Genomic DNA, 15,094 nt, shown 5'->3' with positions numbered 1-15,094 from the left:
GATCGCCGCCGCGCCCGCCGCCGTAGACGGTGCGGGACTAGCCCTTGTTCTTCTGGAACAGGGCGTCCAGCTTCGATTCGAATTCGTGGTAGCCGATGCGGTCGTACAGCTCTTCGCGCGTCTGCATCAGGTCGACCACGTTCTTCTGGTGGCCGTCGCGGCGGATGGCGGTGTAGACGGCCTCGGCGGCCTTGTTCATGGCGCGGAACGCCGACAGCGGGTAGAGCACCATGCCCACGCCCACGCTCTTGAGTTCCTCGACCGAGAACAGCGGGGTCTTGCCGAATTCGGTGATGTTGGCCAGCACCGGCACCTTCACCGCCTTGACGAAGCGGTCGTAGGTGGGCAAATCGTAGGCGGCTTCGGCGAAGATGGCGTCGGCGCCGGCTTCGACGCAGGCCAGCGCGCGCTCGATGGCGGCGTCCACGCCGTGCGAGGCGATGGCGTCGGTGCGGGCGATCAGGTAGAAGTCGCTGTCGGTGCGGGCATCGGCGGCGGCCTTCACGCGGTCGGCCATTTCCTCGGTGCTGACGATTTCCTTGCCGGGACGGTGGCCGCAGCGCTTGGCGCCGACCTGGTCCTCGATGTGGCAGGCGGCCGCGCCGAATTTGATCAGGCTCTTGACCGTGCGGGCGATGTTGAAGGCCGAGGGGCCGAAGCCGGTGTCGATGTCGACCAGCAGCGGCACGTCGCACACGTCGGTGATGCGGCGCACGTCGGTCAGCACGTCGTCCATGGTGTTGATGCCCAGGTCCGGCAGGCCCAGCGAGCCGGCGGCGACGCCGCCGCCCGACAGGTAGATGGCGCGGTAGCCGGCGCGCCTGGCCAGCAGCGCATGGTTGGCGTTGATGGCGCCGATGATCTGCAGCGGGCTTTCTTCGGCCAGCGCGCGACGGAACAGGGCGCCGGGCGATTCGGGTCTGGACATGGGTGGTCTCCGTGTATGTGGACCGGGTGTTCTGGACGTCCCCGGGCAGTGGGTGTGCCGGTCCGCGGCGGGCCCGGCGCCTGCTCGTGGCTGGCGTCCGACCTTACCTCGGGTCCGGAAAATAAATCTGTCCCCTGCGCGACAATCGTTTGCGACGCATTTGCGGCGGGGCAAGCGGACAGGTGTATTTGCCGGGTCGCAGGCGTCCGAAGACGCCTGGCGGGCGGCCGGCGATCACGCTGCGCGCATCGCCGGCCTGTGAATTGGGCCCGCGAACGGGCCCAATTTTCATGCTCGACCTGATTACTTCAGCAGGTCCTTCACGCCATCGCGCTCTTCGAGCAGCTCTTTCAGCGTGAAGTCCAGGCGCTCGCGCGAGAAGGCGTCGATTTCCAGGCCTTCGACGCGCTTGTATTCGCCGTTTTCGGTGGTGACCGGCACGCCGTAGATGATGCCTTCGGGGATGCCGTAGGAGCCATCCGACGGGATGCCCATGGTGACCCACTTGCCGTTGCTGCCCAGGACCCAGTCACGCACGTGGTCGATGGCGGCGTTGGCGGCCGAGGCGGCCGAGGACAGGCCGCGCGCTTCGATGATGGCGGCGCCGCGCTTGCCCACGGTGGGGATGAAGGTGTCGCGGTTCCAGGCGTCGTCGTTGATCAGCTTGGCCAGGCTCTGGCCGCCGACCGTGGCGAAGCGGAAGTCGGGGTACATCGTGGGCGAGTGGTTGCCCCACACGACCAGCTTTTCGATGTCGGCCACGGCCTTGCCGGACTTGGCGGCCAGTTGCGACAGGGCACGGTTGTGGTCCAGGCGCAGCATGGCGGTGAAGTTCTTGGCGGGCAGGTCCGGCGCCGACTTCATGGCGATGTAGGCGTTGGTGTTGGCCGGGTTGCCGACCACCAGCACCTTGACGTTGCGGCTGGCGACGTCGTTAAGGGCCTTGCCCTGCGCCGTGAAGATCTGGGCGTTGACGGACAGCAGGTCCTTGCGTTCCATGCCGGGGCCGCGCGGACGGGCGCCGACCAGCAGGGCCACATCGGCGTCCTTGAAGGCGGTGCGCGGGTCGCTGTGGGCGGTGACTTCCTGCAGCAGCGGGAAGGCGCAGTCATCCAGTTCCATGATGACGCCCTTCAGGGCCTTTTGCGCTTTCTCGTCGGGGATTTCCAGCAGTTGCAGGATGACAGGCTGGTCTTTGCCGAGCATTTCGCCGGAGGCGATGCGGAACAGCAGGGCGTAGCCGATTTGGCCGGCGGCGCCGGTGACGGCGACACGCAAGGCGGGCTTGGACATGGACGTTCTCCGTAAGTGTTTGGCGAGAAGAAATCTCGACAATCAGTGTAATCGTTGGGCGCGGAAACTCAGCGCGGGCATGAGCCTCTGACAGCCCGAAATCCTAGATCGAATTTACGTGAGCGTCAATTTCTCTTATATCTTATATAAGACATAAGACGTTGGACAACGGCGTCCGCGATGTGCCACAATGGAGCGTTTGTTCGAATGCGTCGCGGCACAGCCGGCTGCGCGCCTGTTCCTAGGCCAGATCACCGGCGGCGGCGCATCGTGGATGAGCATGGATCCCGTGCGCCGCATACTCATTCATCCGGATGGACATGACACTTTCAAGACGATCCATGGCAGACCCACGGCCCGAAACCGCCCTACGCACACGCGCCGCCCGTCCGGCGGGCGAGGGGGCCGCTTTCAGTCCGCTGTACCGCCAGATCAAGGAACTGCTGGTGCAGAGCCTTGATCGCGGCGAATGGAAGCCCGGCGAACTCATCCCCAGCGAAATCGACCTTGCCGCCCGTTTCCAGGTGAGCCAGGGCACGGTGCGCAAGGCGGTCGATGAGCTGGCCGCCGAACACCTGCTGCTGCGCCGCCAGGGCAAGGGCACCTTCGTCGCCACTCACCACGAAGCGCGCGTGCGCTACCGCTTCCTGCGCCTGGCCGCCGACGACGAGGCCCAGGCCGGGTCCGGCCGCGCCGAAAGCCGCATCCTGGAATGCCGGCGCCTGCGCGCGCCGGCCGAGATCGCGCGCGGCCTGGAGCTGCGCGCCGGCGAGACGGTCATCATGATCCGCCGCCTGCTCTGTATGGACACGACCCCCACCGTGGTGGACGACATCTGGCTGCCGGGCGCGAATTTCCGCGGCCTGACGCTGGAGCTGCTCACCGCCAACAAGGCCCCGATGTACGGCCTGTTCGAATCCGAGTTCGGCGTCAGCATGGTGCGCGCCGACGAGAAGCTGCGCGCCGTGGCGGCGCCGGCCGAAATCGCCCCCTTGCTTAATGTTTCCCCCGGCGCGCCGTTGCTGCAGGTGGACCGAGTGTCCTACACCTATGGTGACCGCCCCATGGAAATCCGGCGGGGTTTGTACTTGACCGATCGCTACCACTACCGCAATAGTTTGAATTGATGAGCTTTTTCCCTACGATTTGATACCAACCCGTTCTCTGGGCGAAAATACTGTGTTTGCCCGCGAGGGCCACGCAGAGTTCCGCCAGTTTTTTACGCCGTAACGATTCCCTAGTTCAGAAACACCGAGGCCGTCATGTCCGACACCGCTGCCAAGCCACGCCCGCAGTTTCGCAATATTGGTCTAGCCCAAGTTGCGTTCTCCTATCGCCTGCCCCTGGCCGGCAAGCTGTCCATCCTTCACCGCGTGAGCGGTGTGCTGCTGTTCCTCTGTCTGCCCTTGGTCATCCTGCCGCTGTTCGCGGCCAGCGTGGCCGCCCCGCAGACGTTCGCGGCCGTGGCTGCCTACGCGGGTAATCCGATCGTCAAGCTCGTCCTGCTGGTCCTGATCTGGGGCTATCTGCACCACTTCTGCGCCGGCATCCGCTACCTGCTGCTGGACCTGCACATCGGCCTGGACAAGCAGTCGGCCAAGAAGAGCGCCGGCGTGGTCTTCGGCATCAGCCTGGCGCTGACCGTCGTGTTCGCCCTCAAACTGTTCGGAGTGCTGTAATGGCCGAAGCAAAGAACTACGGCGCCAAGCGCCTGGTCGTAGGCGCGCACTACGGCACCATCGATTTCATCATTCAGCGCGTCACCGCGGTCATCATGGCCGTCTACACGCTGGTGCTGCTCATCGGCATCCTGGTGATGCCCGCCTTCACGTACGAGAACTGGACCGCGCTGTTCACGTTCTACGTGGGCGTACTTCCGGTCGGCCAGCTCCTGGCCACCCTCGCATTCATTGCGCTGGCCTGGCATGCCTGGATTGGCGTGCGCGACCTCTGGATGGACTACGTCAAGTCGGTGGGCCTGCGCCTGCTGCTGCAAGTGCTGACGATCCTCTGGCTGGTCGGTTCGGTCGTTTATTTCGCGCAAATCCTCTGGAGCATCTAAGCCGTGGTCTCTGTCATGAAATCCTTGCCGCGCCGCCAGTTTGATGTGGTGGTCGTCGGCGCCGGCGGAGCCGGCATGCGTTGTTCCCTGCAACTGTCCCAGGCGGGCCTGTCGGTCGCCGTGCTGTCCAAGGTGTTCCCGACCCGTTCGCACACCGTGGCGGCGCAGGGCGGCGTGAGCGCCTCGCTGGGCAACATGAGCGAGGACAACTGGTACTGGCACATGTACGACACCGTCAAGGGCTCGGACTGGCTGGGCGACCAGGACGCCATCGAATTCATGTGCCGCGAAGCGCCGAACGCCGTGTACGAGCTCGAGCACTTTGGCATGCCGTTCGACCGCAACCCCGACGGCACCATCTACCAGCGTCCGTTCGGCGGCCACACCGCCAACTTCGGCGAGAAGCCGGTCCAGCGCGCCTGTGCCGCTGCCGACCGCACCGGCCACGCGCTGCTGCACACCCTCTACCAGCGCAACGTCGCCGCGCGCACCCAGTTCTTCGTCGAATGGATGGCGCTGGACCTGCTGCGCAACGAAGCGGGCGACGTCGTGGGCGTGACCGCCCTGGAAATGGAAACGGGCGAGATCTACATCCTGGAAGCCAAGACCACGGTGCTGGCCACCGGCGGCGCCGGCCGCATCTGGGCCGCTTCCACCAACGCCTTCATCAACACCGGTGACGGCCTGGGCATGGCCGCCCGCGCGGGCATCCCGCTGCAGGACATGGAATTCTGGCAATTCCACCCGACCGGCGTGGCCGGCGCCGGCGTGCTGATCACCGAAGGCGTGCGCGGCGAAGGCGGCATCCTGCTGAACAAGGATGGCGAACGCTTCATGGAGCGCTATGCGCCCACGCTGAAGGACCTGGCCCCGCGCGACTTCGTGTCCCGCTCGATGGACCAGGAAATCAAGGAAGGCCGCGGCTGCGGTCCCGACGGCAGCTACGTGGTGCTCAAGCTTGACCACCTGGGCGCCGACGTGATCAACAAGCGCCTGCCCTCGATCCGCGAAATCGCCATCAAGTTCGGCAACGTCGATCCGATCAAGGAACCGATTCCCGTCGTCCCGACCATCCACTACCAGATGGGCGGCATCCCGGCCAACTACCACGGCCAGGTGCTGACGCGCGAAAACGGCGAGAACAAGATCGTCAACGGCCTGTACGCCATCGGCGAATGCGCCGCGGTGTCGGTGCACGGCGCCAACCGCCTGGGCACGAACTCGCTGCTGGATCTGATCGTCTTCGGTCGCGCCACCGGCAACCACATCGTCAATTCGCACCCGGAACGCCAGCACTCGCACCAGCCCGTGCCGCAGCAGGCCGTGGAATTCTCGCTGGACCGCGTCAACAAGCTGGAATCGCGCACCTCGGGCGAAAAGACCCAGGACATCGGCAACGCCATCCGCTTCTCGATGCAGCGTCACTGCGGCGTGTTCCGCACGCTGGAGCTGCTGAACGAAGGCGTGACCCAGATCGAAGACCTGGCCAAGCAAGCCGACAACATCTACTTCAAGGACAAGTCCAAGGTGTTCAACACCGCGCGCGTCGAGGCGCTGGAACTGGCCAACATGACTGAAGTGGCCCGCGCCACGATCAAGTCGGCCGCCAACCGCACCGAAAGCCGCGGCGCGCATGCGCTGGACGACCACCCGACCCGCGACGACGAGAACTGGCTGAAGCACACGCTGTGGTACTCCGAAGGCAGCCGCCTGGACTACAAGCCCGTGCAGATGAAGCCGCTGACGGTCGAGTCCTTCCCGCCCAAGGCGCGTACCTTCTAAGTCCGGATAGAGCCTACTATGAGCACCAAGAGAATCGTCAAGTTCGAAATCTACCGCTACGATCCGGACAAGGACGAGCGTCCCTATATGCAGAAGCTGGAAGTCGAACTCCAGCCGACCGACAAGATGCTGCTCGATGCGCTGGTGCGCATCAAGAACGACGTCGACGACAGCCTGGCGCTGCGCCGCTCGTGCCGTGAAGGCGTGTGCGGTTCGGATGCCATGAACATCAACGGCAAGAACGGCCTGGCCTGCACGACGAACCTGCGTGAGCTGAAGGAACCGATCGTCCTGCGTCCGCTGCCCGGCCTGCCGGTGATCCGCGACCTGATCGTGGACATGACGCACTTCTTCAACCAGTACCACTCGATCCGCCCGTACCTCATCAACGACACGCCGCCGCCCGAAAAGGAACGCCTGCAGTCGCCCGAGGCCCGCGAAGAGCTGGACGGCCTGTACGAGTGCATCCTGTGCGCGTGCTGTTCCACTTCCTGCCCGTCGTTCTGGTGGAATCCGGACAAGTTCGTCGGCCCGGCCGGCCTGCTGCAGGCCTACCGCTTCATCGCGGACAGCCGCGACGAAGCCACCGGCAGCCGCCTGGACAACCTGGAAGACCCGTACCGCCTGTTCCGTTGCCACACCATCATGAACTGCGTCGATGTCTGTCCGAAGGGCCTGAATCCGACCAAGGCGATTGGCAAGATCAAGGAACTGATGGTCCGCCGGACGGTCTAGTTTCAAGCAGTTTTTTTATCGCCGCGCGCTCCGGGATCGGGTCCTCCCGGAGAGCGGCACGCCGAAGGGCGGCGCGGGTTGCAGGCATTGTGCCGCCGGGCCGTTCCCAGGCGGCAACGCCCCTGCGGGGCGCGGCGCGTAGGGCCTTCATTTAGGTGTAACGATGAGCAGGCTTACTGAACTGGAGCGGGCGCGACTGCGTTGGCGGGCGCGCCGCGGCTTGCTCGAAAACGACTTGATCATCACCCGGTACCTCGACGCCCATGAAGCCGAGCTCACCGACGATGATGTAGCCGCATTGACGCAGCTCTTCGAGATGGGAGACAACGATCTTCTCGACCTGCTGCTGGCCCGCAAGGAACTCGAGGGCGCGCTGGACACGCCCCGGCTCCGCAACATCATCGGCCAGATGCGGTCGCTCTGATTAATTGAGAGGAAAAAACATGAACCTGTCTGACAAAAAAGCCACGCTATCCTTCTCGGACGGCAGCGCCCCCATCGAGTTTCCCGTCTACAAGGGCACGGTCGGTCCGGATGTGATCGATATCCGCAAGCTGTACGGCCAGACGGGCATGTTCACGTTCGACCCCGGCTTCATGTCCACCGCCGCCTGCGAATCGGGCATCACGTACATCGACGGCGACAAGGGCGAACTGCTGTACCGCGGCTTCCCCATCGAACAGCTGGCCGTGAACTGCGACTTCATGGACATCTGCTACCTGATCCTGAACGGCGAACTGCCGAACGCGACCCAGAAGGCCGATTTCGACTCGCAAGTGACCCATCACACGATGGTGAACGAGCAGCTGCACTTCTTCCTGCGCGGCTTCCGCCGCGACGCGCACCCGATGGCCGTCCTGACCGGCCTGGTCGGCGCGCTGTCGGCGTTCTACCACGACTCCACCGACATCACCAATCCCCAGCACCGTCACATCTCGGCCATCCGCCTGATCGCCAAGATGCCGACGCTGGTCGCGATGGCGTACAAGTACTCGCAAGGCCAGCCCTTCATCTATCCGCAGAACGACCTGTCCTACACGGGCAACTTCCTGCGCATGATGTTCGCCACGCCGTGCGAAGAGTACAAGGTCAATGAAGTCGTCGAGCGCGCGCTCGACCGCATCTTCATCCTGCACGCCGACCACGAGCAGAACGCCTCGACCTCGACCGTGCGCCTGTGCGGCTCGTCGGGCACCAACCCCTTCGCCGCCATCTCGGCCGGCGTGGCTTGCCTGTGGGGCCCGGCTCACGGCGGCGCCAACGAAGCTTGCCTGCAGATGCTCGAAGAACTGCAAGCCAACGGCGGCATCGCCAAGGTCGGCGAGTTCATGGAGAAGGTCAAGGACAAGAACTCGGGCGTGCGCCTGATGGGCTTTGGCCACCGCGTCTACAAGAACTACGACCCGCGCGCCAAGCTGATGCAGGAAACCTGCAAGGAAGTGCTCTCGGCCCTGGGCCTGGAAAACGACCCGCTGTTCAAGCTGGCCATGGAACTGGAACGCATCGCCCTGTCGGATCCGTACTTCGTGCAGCGCAAGCTGTACCCGAACGTGGACTTCTACTCGGGCATCGTGCAGCGCGCCATCGGCATCCCGACCTCGCTGTTCACGGCCATCTTCGCGCTGGCCCGCACGGTGGGCTGGATCGCCCAGTGGAACGAAATGCTGTCGGACCCCGACTACAAGATCGGCCGTCCCCGCCAGCTGTTCACCGGCTCGGTCACGCGCGACGTGCCCCCGATGGACAAGCGCTGATCCTTCCGCGCTTGCGCAGACAAACCCGCCCGCTGTGGCGGGTTTGTTTTTTTGGGCGGCGGGAACGGGCGCTTGCGCGTGGCGCCGAGCCAGGGCGGCTGGCATTGCCGGCGCTGTTTCATCAAGGCGGCATCCTGCAGGAAGGCTCGTTCGCGCAGATCATCGCCGACCCGAGGGTGCGCGACGTTTATCTGGGACGAGGGCGCGGCGCATGAACCTGCTGACGGTCAACCATCTGTCGTCCGGCTATGGCCGCATCCCGGTCCTGGACGGCGTCCGCTTCCATGTCGGCGAATCGGAGTTCCTGGGCGTGCTCGGCCACAACGGCATGGGCAAGTCCACGCTGCTCCAGACGCTGATGGGCGTGCTGCCCGCCAGCGCGGGCGAAGTCTGCCTGCAGGATGCGGACATCACCCGTCTGCCGTCGCATGCCCGCGCCCGCCTGGGCATGGGGTATGTGCCGCAGGGGCGCGGCATCTTTCCCGGCCTGTCGGTGCTGGACAACCTGCGCTTTTCCGCCAAGGCCAATCCCGGCCGCAGCATGGACGTGGAAGAGATCCTGGCCGAGTATCCGCGCTTGAAGCCCCTGGCTGGCCGCCCTGGCGGCGCCTTGAGCGGAGGCGAACAGCAATTGCTGGCGCTGGCGCGGGCCCTGGTCGCGCGGCCCCGGCGGCTGTTGCTGGACGAACCCACCGAAGGCATCCAGCCTTCCATCATCGACGAGATCGTGGACAAGCTGAAGGAGGTGCGCGCGCGCCTGGGGCTGACCATCGTGTTGGTGGAGCAGAACATCGACTTCATCCGCCAGCTGTCGGATCGCGTGCTGCTGATCCACAAGGGCGTCATCACGCGGGCGCTGCAGCCCGATGAGCTGACAGACGAGTCGGCGCTGGATCATTTCACCCAGCAGAAAGGAGGGCGAGCCGCTCGCGCAGCGGATTGAAACGCTGGGATACACAGGAGCTGATGCGTGTATCGACTCGCGTATCATGCTCAGCCATGATTCCCGTCGCGCTACCTTCGATCGAATCCCTGCTCCTGCTGTTCGCCTCGATGGGCGCGGGAGTGTGTCTGCTGATATGGCTGTTGCGGTTGCTGTTGAGCCGGCGGGCGCGTTCCCGCTTCGCCGCCAGGCCGGTGCTGGGCGTCGTGCTGATGCTGGTCCTGGCGCTGGCCGCCAGCTTCTACCTGTCATTCCAATACCAGGTGTGGCAGATTGACCGCGAATTCGCGCGCCGCGATGCCGCCCGACGCGTGACGCTGGCCCAGGCGCAGACGCTGGGCGGCGTGCTGATGCCGGCCGGCGCGCGGCTGACGCTGGCGAAGGAAGGTGAGCTGGAAACCTTCACCGAGGCGCTGTTCGACCCGCCGGCGCCGGCCTTTGGCCTGCGTGTCTCCCGTATCGAACGCTACCTGCACACCGACTACGATTCCAAGACGTACGAGGAGCTGCGCCGCTATCCGCACACCATCCACCTGTGGGGCGAGGGGCCGCAGCAGGTCGAGGGCTGGTTGTGCGATACGAGCCAGAAACTGCGCCTGCGCGTGGAGGACGAAGGGACGCGGCCAGAATTCGCCGAATGCGTGCTGGCCGGGGGCAATGCCATCGAAGGGGGCGTGGGGCGCTGGCCGGCCGGAACCGAGTTGCTGCGTATGGGGGGAGGCGTCGTCTACACGGATGGGCACCGCGAGCCGGTGAACTGGATGGTTCGCGTGCGCGATCCGCTGGGACTGCCGCTGGCGGGCCTGACGCTGGGCCGGCCCACGGTTCAGCTGGATGAAAACCGCCAGCTGCTGGCGGTGTCGGATGCCGAGCTGGCCTGCCCCTTGACGCTGGGCGAGATGCGCTATCCGGCGGGCACGCAGGTGAAGACGGCGGGCTATCCGCTGCGCCAGCGCTTTCCGTCGCAGTCCTGGGTGTTCAGCCCGGTGGCGCCCGGCCAGGCGACGCGCGCGGGTCAGTCGCAGCCGGTGAACGATGGCACGTCGGTGGTGCAGGCGCCGGACGGCGCCGTGCTGGGCGTGCTGTCCAACGAAGAGGCCGGCGTGCTGCGCTTCGCGCGGATCATCGTCAACGAGACGGATCCGCAGGAACCGCCGGTGCGCTGCCCCTGATGCGCGGGCGCCGCGACGTCAGGGCGCGGACGACGGGAACGTGACGGTCAGCGCGATGCCTCGGTCCTGCAGCCCGACCCCCAGCGTGATGTCCGCGCCGTGGCGCCGGGCGATCTGCGCGACCAGCGCCAGGCCGATGCCGCTGCCGCGCTCGCCGCTGCCCGCCACGCGGTGGAAGCGGTCGAAGACGCGCTGCCGTTCCTGCGGCGCAATGCCGGGGCCGTTGTCCGCTACCTTCAGCACCGCGCCGCCGTCTTGCCTGTCGCGGCACGACACCATCACCTGGCCGCCCGCGGGCGTGTAGCGCAGCGCGTTGTCCAGCAGATTGCGCAGCAGCACGCCCAGCGCATCCAGGTTGCCCATGACGGCGCAGGGCTGCGTGTCCAGGACGATGCGCTGTTGCTTGCGCTGGGCGGCGGCCTCGTAGTCGCGCGCGATCATGTTCGCTAGCTGGTCCAGGCGCAGCGTTTCCGGCACGCTGTCGCACAGGGTATCGGTGCGGGCCTGGTCCAGCAGCTGTTCGGTCAGGCGGCCGGTGCGTATGGCCACGGCGCGCAGCTTGTCCACGGCTTCGGCGCGTTGCGGCGTGTCGGGGCTGCGCGCCACCAGTTCGGCCTGGGCGCTGAGCGCGGCCAGCGGCGTGCGCAGCTCATGGGCGGCGTTGGCAAGGAATTCACGCTCGCGCTCGACCGTCGCGCGCTGGCGTTCGAGCAACTGGTTGATCGAATCGATGAACGGCCGCAGCTCGGCCGGCATGCCCGCCAGCGGCACCAATGTCTGATCCTGCGGCTGGCGTCGCAGGATCATGTCGCCCGCGCGGTCCACCGGCTTGAAGGCCCGGCGCATCACGCCCAGGGCCGCGGCCACGAGCAGCAGGAACATCAGCGTGGCGAAGATCAGGCCGCGCGTCAGGCGGTGGACATAGTTTTCCCGCAACGCCTGGGTGGATTTGGCGGCCTGGACCTGGACGCGGCCGCTGGCGTCGTTGAGGGCATAGACGCGCCAAGTCTGTCCGCCAGAATCAGAAGTGGCATAGCCGGGTTTGAAGTCGACGACGAAGGGCGCGTCCGGCGTGTCTGGCGTGCGCTGCAGCAGCCGGCGATCAGCCAGAGACCAGACCTGCACGCGGGTCTGATCGGCGTCCTCCTCGGGCGTGGTGGCGACCGCCAGGCCCGCGCCGGGCGCGCGTTCGAGCAGACTGTCCGGCGCCAGCGTCATGGCCTGCACCGCCGCATCGCGCAGGGACTGGTCCCATTGGCCGGTCTGCTCGTCGGTCACCATGCGGTGCTGGAGCGCGAAGGCCGCGAACCAGGCGAGCGTCATCGTCAGCAGTAAGGCGGCCGCCAGGCGCTTGCGCAGGGATTTCATGGCGTATCGCCTGTTTCGATGCGGTAGCCCACGCCGTGCGCGGTGACGATCAGGCCTTCGCCGAGCTTGCGCCGCAACTGGTGGACATAGACCGCCACGGTATTGCTCTCGATGGTGCCGCTGCCGCCATATACCGCCACCTCCAGCTGTTCGCGGCTGACGGTCTGGCCCATGCGCTCCATCAGGGCCAGCAGCGTGCGGTATTCGTGGGCGCTGAGGCTGACTTCCCTGCCGGCGCGCGTGACGATCTGGCGGGCCGGTTCGATCGCCACATCGCCCCGGCGCATGGCCGAGACCACGGTGTTGCTGCTGCGGCGCAGGACGGCGCGCAGCCGGGCCTGCAGTTCGTCGAGCTGGAACGGCTTGACGATGTAGTCGTCGGCGCCGGCGTCCAGGCCGGCGACGCGTTCGCTCAGGCGGTCGCGCGCGGTGATGATGAGCACGGGCGTGGCGTCGTAGCGCGCGCGCATCGAGGCCAGTACCTTCAGGCCGCTGCCCTCGGGCAGCCCCAGGTCCAGCAGCACCGCCTTGTAGTCGTGCTCGACCAGGGCGAGGCGGGCGTCGGACAGGCTGCGGACCCAGTCCACCCGCGCGCCGTCCTGCGTCAGGCCGGCGCACACCGCGTCGCCGAGCATGGCGTCGTCTTCAACGAGCAAGATCCGCAAGGGGCCTCCGGGCCGCCGGGACAGGGCGCGAGGCGCGGTCCCCGGGGCTTAAAAAATTCTTAAAAGGTCCCCGCCAGAATGCGGCGCTGGGGTTACAGGCCCCTGGCCGGCGACGTTCCCGGCCGTGATCAACCGCCTGGAGCATGAACCTTGATGAAAGTAAGTATGGGCATATTAACAAGCCGTTTCCTGGCAACCGCGGCATCGATGCTGGCGGCGGCCGCCGTCCAGGCCGAGGGCGGCGGCCGGAATGTCGTGGGGCTGGGGGTGGGCGTAGTGCCGGTCTACCAGGGCTCCAGCGAGTACCGCACACTGCCGGTGCCCATGCTGAACTATGAGTCGGGCAGCTTCTTCGTGACCCCGCGCGCCGGCCTGCCGGCCATGGGATTGAAGACGCGGCTGGCGCAGGATTGGGAGGCCGGCGTATTCGTCGGCATGGGCCTGAACCGCGATTCCAGCGATGCCGATCGCCTGAAAGGACTGGACGATATCGACTACCACGCGACCTATGGCGCCTTCGTGGAATGGCGCCCGGGCCCCTACGCGCTGGGCCTGGCCTACCGCCAGGCCGCCCATAAAGGCTATGGCGGCGTCATGGAGCTGCGCGCCAGCTACCTGGCCTGGCGCGACGACAGCAATGCGCTGCGCGTGGGCGTCAACGCCGAATGGGCCAACGGCGACGCCATGCAGACCTGGTACGGCGTCACGCCGGGCCAGGCCGCCCGCAGCCGCGCCGGTCTGCACGCCTATTCCCCGTCTTCGGGCTTACAGTCGGCGTCGCTGTATGCCGCCTGGTCGCATCAGCTGTCCGCGCGCTGGAGCACGGTCGCCACGCTGGGCGTATCGACGGTGCTGGGCGACGCCCGCGACAGCCCGTTGGTCGAGCGCGACAGCAATGTGTTCGGCAGCGTGGGCATGGTCTACGCGTTCTGAGCGGGTCCGATGAAGCGCTTGCAGGACATGGAAATGTTCGCCGAGGTCGCGGCGCGCGGCAGCTTCAGCCTGGCGGCCGCCGCGCTGGGGCTGCCACGGTCCACGCTGTCGCGCAGGCTGGCGGGGCTTGAGCGCTCGGTCGGCCTGAGCCTGCTCAGCCGCAGCACGCGCAAGCTGGCGCTGACCGAGGCCGGCCAGCTATACCTGAAGCGCTGCCGGCGCATCCTGGCCGAGGCCCGGCTCGTCCATGAGGAACTGCAGGACGGCAACGCGCCCTTCGAGGGCCTGCTGCGCGTCAATCTGCCGGCGGGCTTCGCCACCGAGGCGCTGGCCGGGGCCTTCGTGGACTTCACGCGGCGCTATCCCGGCATGCGGCTGCAGCTGAACCTGGCCAATCCGGAGCACGCGGGCCGCGTGTTCGACGCGGCGGACCTGACCCTGTGCGTGGGCGAGCCGCCGGTATCGTCGCGCGTCGCGCATCATCTGGGTTTCGTGTCCGGCGGGCTGTATGCCGCCGAGGCCTATCTGGCGGCCAGGGGCGAACCGGCGCATCCGTCGGACCTGCGCGAGCAAGATTGCATCGGCTTCAGGCTGCGCGCCGATGGCTTGGCGGCGCGCTGGCCGCTGGCCTGCGGCGACGAGCGCGTCGAGGTGCGGCCCGCGAGCCGTTTCTCGGTCAATGAAGCCGGCATGGCGCGGCGGCTCGCGGCGCTGGGCGCCGGCGTGGCCGCGCTGGGCGGCGACCAGGAACCCTATGTGCGCGCGGGCATGTTGCGCAGGATCCTGCCGCAATGGCGCGTGGCGCCGCTGCCCGTCCATGCGCTGACCGAGACCAGTCTGCTGCCCGCGCGGGTGCGGGCGCTGGCCGGGCATCTGGCGCGGCGCCTGGACTGAGCCTGGCGCGGCGCTACATGCCGATGCCGCGCGCCATCAGCACCGCGCACAGCGGCAGCAGGATGAACAGGTGCGATTCGATCATGACCCAGCGCCGGGCGCGGCGGATCTCGGGCTCGGAGGGCACGAAGCCCGGCTGCTGGCGCGCCTGCTTCTGCCAGCGCAGGAAGCTGAGCGTGGGCGGGATCGAACAGAGCCCGATCACGATGAAGAGCGTGATCTTGGCGTGGAACCAGGGATTGGACATATAGAAGGCGGCGCCCTTGGCGCCCAGCGTCAGGCGCAGCAGGCCCGTGGCCAGCACGGCCAGCGCCGAGAACATGTAGACGCGGTCATAGAGCGCGAGCCGGCGCACCGTGTCCGGCGCCAGGCCGGGGCGCAGCAGCACGGCCTCGGCGGTCATGACGACCACCAGCACGAAGATGGCGAGATAGTGGATCCAGGCGAGCAGGGCGTCTTGCAGCATGACGGTGTCCAGAAACGGGGAGTGGGGATGCCCAGTTTTTAACACCGAGGCGCGGGACGGCACCAGCGCGCCGGCATGACAGCGGCCGTCAGTGGGCAT

At 66.7% G+C, this 15,094-nt stretch carries 16 protein-coding genes; 11 read left to right on the top strand and 5 right to left on the bottom strand.

The genetic code is table 11. From position 1 onward, the window contains the following. Positions 1-37: 37 nt before the first annotated feature. Positions 38-928 carry a methylisocitrate lyase gene (gene prpB, locus AC6LJ9_RS24720; RefSeq protein WP_498149569.1) on the bottom strand — a complete coding sequence of 297 codons (891 nt, stop codon included), beginning with the start codon at positions 926-928 and terminating at the stop codon, positions 38-40. A gap of 303 nt (positions 929-1,231) precedes the next feature. Next, positions 1,232-2,221, bottom strand: coding sequence for a malate dehydrogenase (locus AC6LJ9_RS24715; RefSeq protein WP_212318177.1), 990 nt, complete (start codon positions 2,219-2,221; stop codon positions 1,232-1,234). A gap of 341 nt (positions 2,222-2,562) precedes the next feature. On the opposite strand from AC6LJ9_RS24715, the gene AC6LJ9_RS24710 reads away from it, so the two are divergent. The 9 genes from AC6LJ9_RS24710 to AC6LJ9_RS24670 all read left to right on the top strand — a co-directional run bounded on the left by AC6LJ9_RS24710 (position 2,563) and on the right by AC6LJ9_RS24670 (position 10,669). Continuing rightward, on the top strand, positions 2,563-3,348 hold the full coding sequence (locus AC6LJ9_RS24710; protein WP_212318175.1) for a GntR family transcriptional regulator: 786 nt from the start codon (positions 2,563-2,565) through the stop codon (positions 3,346-3,348). A gap of 135 nt (positions 3,349-3,483) precedes the next feature. Next, a complete protein-coding gene (sdhC, locus tag AC6LJ9_RS24705; RefSeq protein ID WP_103273207.1) occupies positions 3,484-3,900 on the top strand; it encodes a succinate dehydrogenase, cytochrome b556 subunit in 417 nt (138 codons plus the stop codon). After that, positions 3,900-4,283: a succinate dehydrogenase, hydrophobic membrane anchor protein gene (sdhD, locus tag AC6LJ9_RS24700; protein ID WP_103273208.1), complete on the top strand. Its 384-nt coding sequence runs from the start codon at positions 3,900-3,902 to the stop codon at positions 4,281-4,283. Before sdhC ends, sdhD begins: the two co-directional genes overlap by 1 nt. 15 nt (positions 4,284-4,298) lie before the next feature. Continuing rightward, a complete protein-coding gene (gene sdhA, locus AC6LJ9_RS24695) occupies positions 4,299-6,065 on the top strand; it encodes a succinate dehydrogenase flavoprotein subunit (RefSeq protein WP_249205179.1) in 1,767 nt (588 codons plus the stop codon). An 18-nt stretch (positions 6,066-6,083) separates the two neighbouring features. Continuing rightward, the gene (locus AC6LJ9_RS24690) at positions 6,084-6,800 is read left to right on the top strand and encodes a succinate dehydrogenase iron-sulfur subunit (protein WP_024068140.1); all 717 of its coding nucleotides are present in this window, start codon (positions 6,084-6,086) and stop codon (positions 6,798-6,800) included. Between the two features lie 163 nt (positions 6,801-6,963). Continuing rightward, positions 6,964-7,224: a succinate dehydrogenase assembly factor 2 gene (locus AC6LJ9_RS24685; protein ID WP_212318169.1), complete on the top strand. Its 261-nt coding sequence runs from the start codon at positions 6,964-6,966 to the stop codon at positions 7,222-7,224. Between the two features lie 19 nt (positions 7,225-7,243). Continuing rightward, entirely contained in the window at positions 7,244-8,554 is a 1,311-nt protein-coding gene (locus tag AC6LJ9_RS24680; RefSeq protein ID WP_103273211.1) for a citrate synthase, read from the top strand. 211 nt (positions 8,555-8,765) lie between these two features. After that, entirely contained in the window at positions 8,766-9,497 is a 732-nt protein-coding gene (locus tag AC6LJ9_RS24675; protein WP_498149568.1) for an ABC transporter ATP-binding protein, read from the top strand. Positions 9,498-9,553: 56 nt separating this feature from the next. Continuing rightward, the gene (locus AC6LJ9_RS24670; protein ID WP_392410579.1) at positions 9,554-10,669 is read left to right on the top strand and encodes a hypothetical protein; all 1,116 of its coding nucleotides are present in this window, start codon (positions 9,554-9,556) and stop codon (positions 10,667-10,669) included. 18 nt (positions 10,670-10,687) lie between these two features. On the opposite strand, the gene AC6LJ9_RS24665 is transcribed toward AC6LJ9_RS24670, so the two are convergent. Both AC6LJ9_RS24665 and AC6LJ9_RS24660 read right to left on the bottom strand, forming a co-directional pair. Beyond that, a complete protein-coding gene (locus tag AC6LJ9_RS24665) occupies positions 10,688-12,037 on the bottom strand; it encodes a sensor histidine kinase (protein WP_498149567.1) in 1,350 nt (449 codons plus the stop codon). Continuing rightward, positions 12,034-12,702 (bottom strand): response regulator, encoded by a 669-nt coding sequence (locus AC6LJ9_RS24660; RefSeq protein WP_392410577.1) that lies wholly within the window; start codon positions 12,700-12,702, stop codon positions 12,034-12,036. The genes AC6LJ9_RS24665 and AC6LJ9_RS24660 overlap by 4 nt, the downstream gene beginning before the upstream one ends. A gap of 165 nt (positions 12,703-12,867) precedes the next feature. On the opposite strand from AC6LJ9_RS24660, the gene AC6LJ9_RS24655 reads away from it, so the two are divergent. Both AC6LJ9_RS24655 and AC6LJ9_RS24650 read left to right on the top strand, forming a co-directional pair. Beyond that, positions 12,868-13,635, top strand: a complete 768-nt coding sequence (locus tag AC6LJ9_RS24655; protein ID WP_498149566.1) for a MipA/OmpV family protein — start codon at positions 12,868-12,870, stop codon at positions 13,633-13,635. A gap of 9 nt (positions 13,636-13,644) precedes the next feature. Then, entirely contained in the window at positions 13,645-14,529 is an 885-nt protein-coding gene (locus AC6LJ9_RS24650) for a LysR family transcriptional regulator (RefSeq protein WP_498149565.1), read from the top strand. Positions 14,530-14,542: 13 nt separating this feature from the next. On the opposite strand, the gene AC6LJ9_RS24645 is transcribed toward AC6LJ9_RS24650, so the two are convergent. Next, a complete protein-coding gene (locus AC6LJ9_RS24645; protein WP_103273221.1) occupies positions 14,543-14,995 on the bottom strand; it encodes a DUF2214 family protein in 453 nt (150 codons plus the stop codon). Between the last annotated feature and the right edge of the window lie 99 nt (positions 14,996-15,094).

It is taken from the genome of Achromobacter sp. 1011811831 (assembly GCF_059760905.1).
Note: the sequence above shows the minus strand (reverse complement) of the source record. Positions and strands in the feature narration are given on the sequence as shown.

Excerpts from the sequence above, each read along its gene's own strand:
- AC6LJ9_RS24650 (WP_498149565.1), top strand. The coding sequence starts at position 13,645 with ATGAAGCGCTTGCAGGACATGGAAATGTTCGCCGAGGTCGCGGCGCGC.
- prpB (WP_498149569.1), bottom strand. The coding sequence starts at position 928 with ATGTCCAGACCCGAATCGCCCGGCGCCCTGTTCCGTCGCGCGCTGGCC.
- AC6LJ9_RS24675 (WP_498149568.1), top strand. The coding sequence starts at position 8,766 with ATGAACCTGCTGACGGTCAACCATCTGTCGTCCGGCTATGGCCGCATC.
- sdhA (WP_249205179.1), top strand. The coding sequence starts at position 4,299 with ATGAAATCCTTGCCGCGCCGCCAGTTTGATGTGGTGGTCGTCGGCGCC.
- sdhC (WP_103273207.1), top strand. The coding sequence starts at position 3,484 with ATGTCCGACACCGCTGCCAAGCCACGCCCGCAGTTTCGCAATATTGGT.
- sdhD (WP_103273208.1), top strand. The coding sequence starts at position 3,900 with ATGGCCGAAGCAAAGAACTACGGCGCCAAGCGCCTGGTCGTAGGCGCG.
- AC6LJ9_RS24645 (WP_103273221.1), bottom strand. The coding sequence starts at position 14,995 with ATGCTGCAAGACGCCCTGCTCGCCTGGATCCACTATCTCGCCATCTTC.
- AC6LJ9_RS24680 (WP_103273211.1), top strand. The coding sequence starts at position 7,244 with ATGAACCTGTCTGACAAAAAAGCCACGCTATCCTTCTCGGACGGCAGC.
- AC6LJ9_RS24690 (WP_024068140.1), top strand. The coding sequence starts at position 6,084 with ATGAGCACCAAGAGAATCGTCAAGTTCGAAATCTACCGCTACGATCCG.
- AC6LJ9_RS24665 (WP_498149567.1), bottom strand. The coding sequence starts at position 12,037 with ATGAAATCCCTGCGCAAGCGCCTGGCGGCCGCCTTACTGCTGACGATG.
- AC6LJ9_RS24715 (WP_212318177.1), bottom strand. The coding sequence starts at position 2,221 with ATGTCCAAGCCCGCCTTGCGTGTCGCCGTCACCGGCGCCGCCGGCCAA.
- AC6LJ9_RS24710 (WP_212318175.1), top strand. The coding sequence starts at position 2,563 with ATGGCAGACCCACGGCCCGAAACCGCCCTACGCACACGCGCCGCCCGT.
- AC6LJ9_RS24685 (WP_212318169.1), top strand. The coding sequence starts at position 6,964 with ATGAGCAGGCTTACTGAACTGGAGCGGGCGCGACTGCGTTGGCGGGCG.
- AC6LJ9_RS24655 (WP_498149566.1), top strand. The coding sequence starts at position 12,868 with ATGGGCATATTAACAAGCCGTTTCCTGGCAACCGCGGCATCGATGCTG.
- AC6LJ9_RS24670 (WP_392410579.1), top strand. The coding sequence starts at position 9,554 with ATGATTCCCGTCGCGCTACCTTCGATCGAATCCCTGCTCCTGCTGTTC.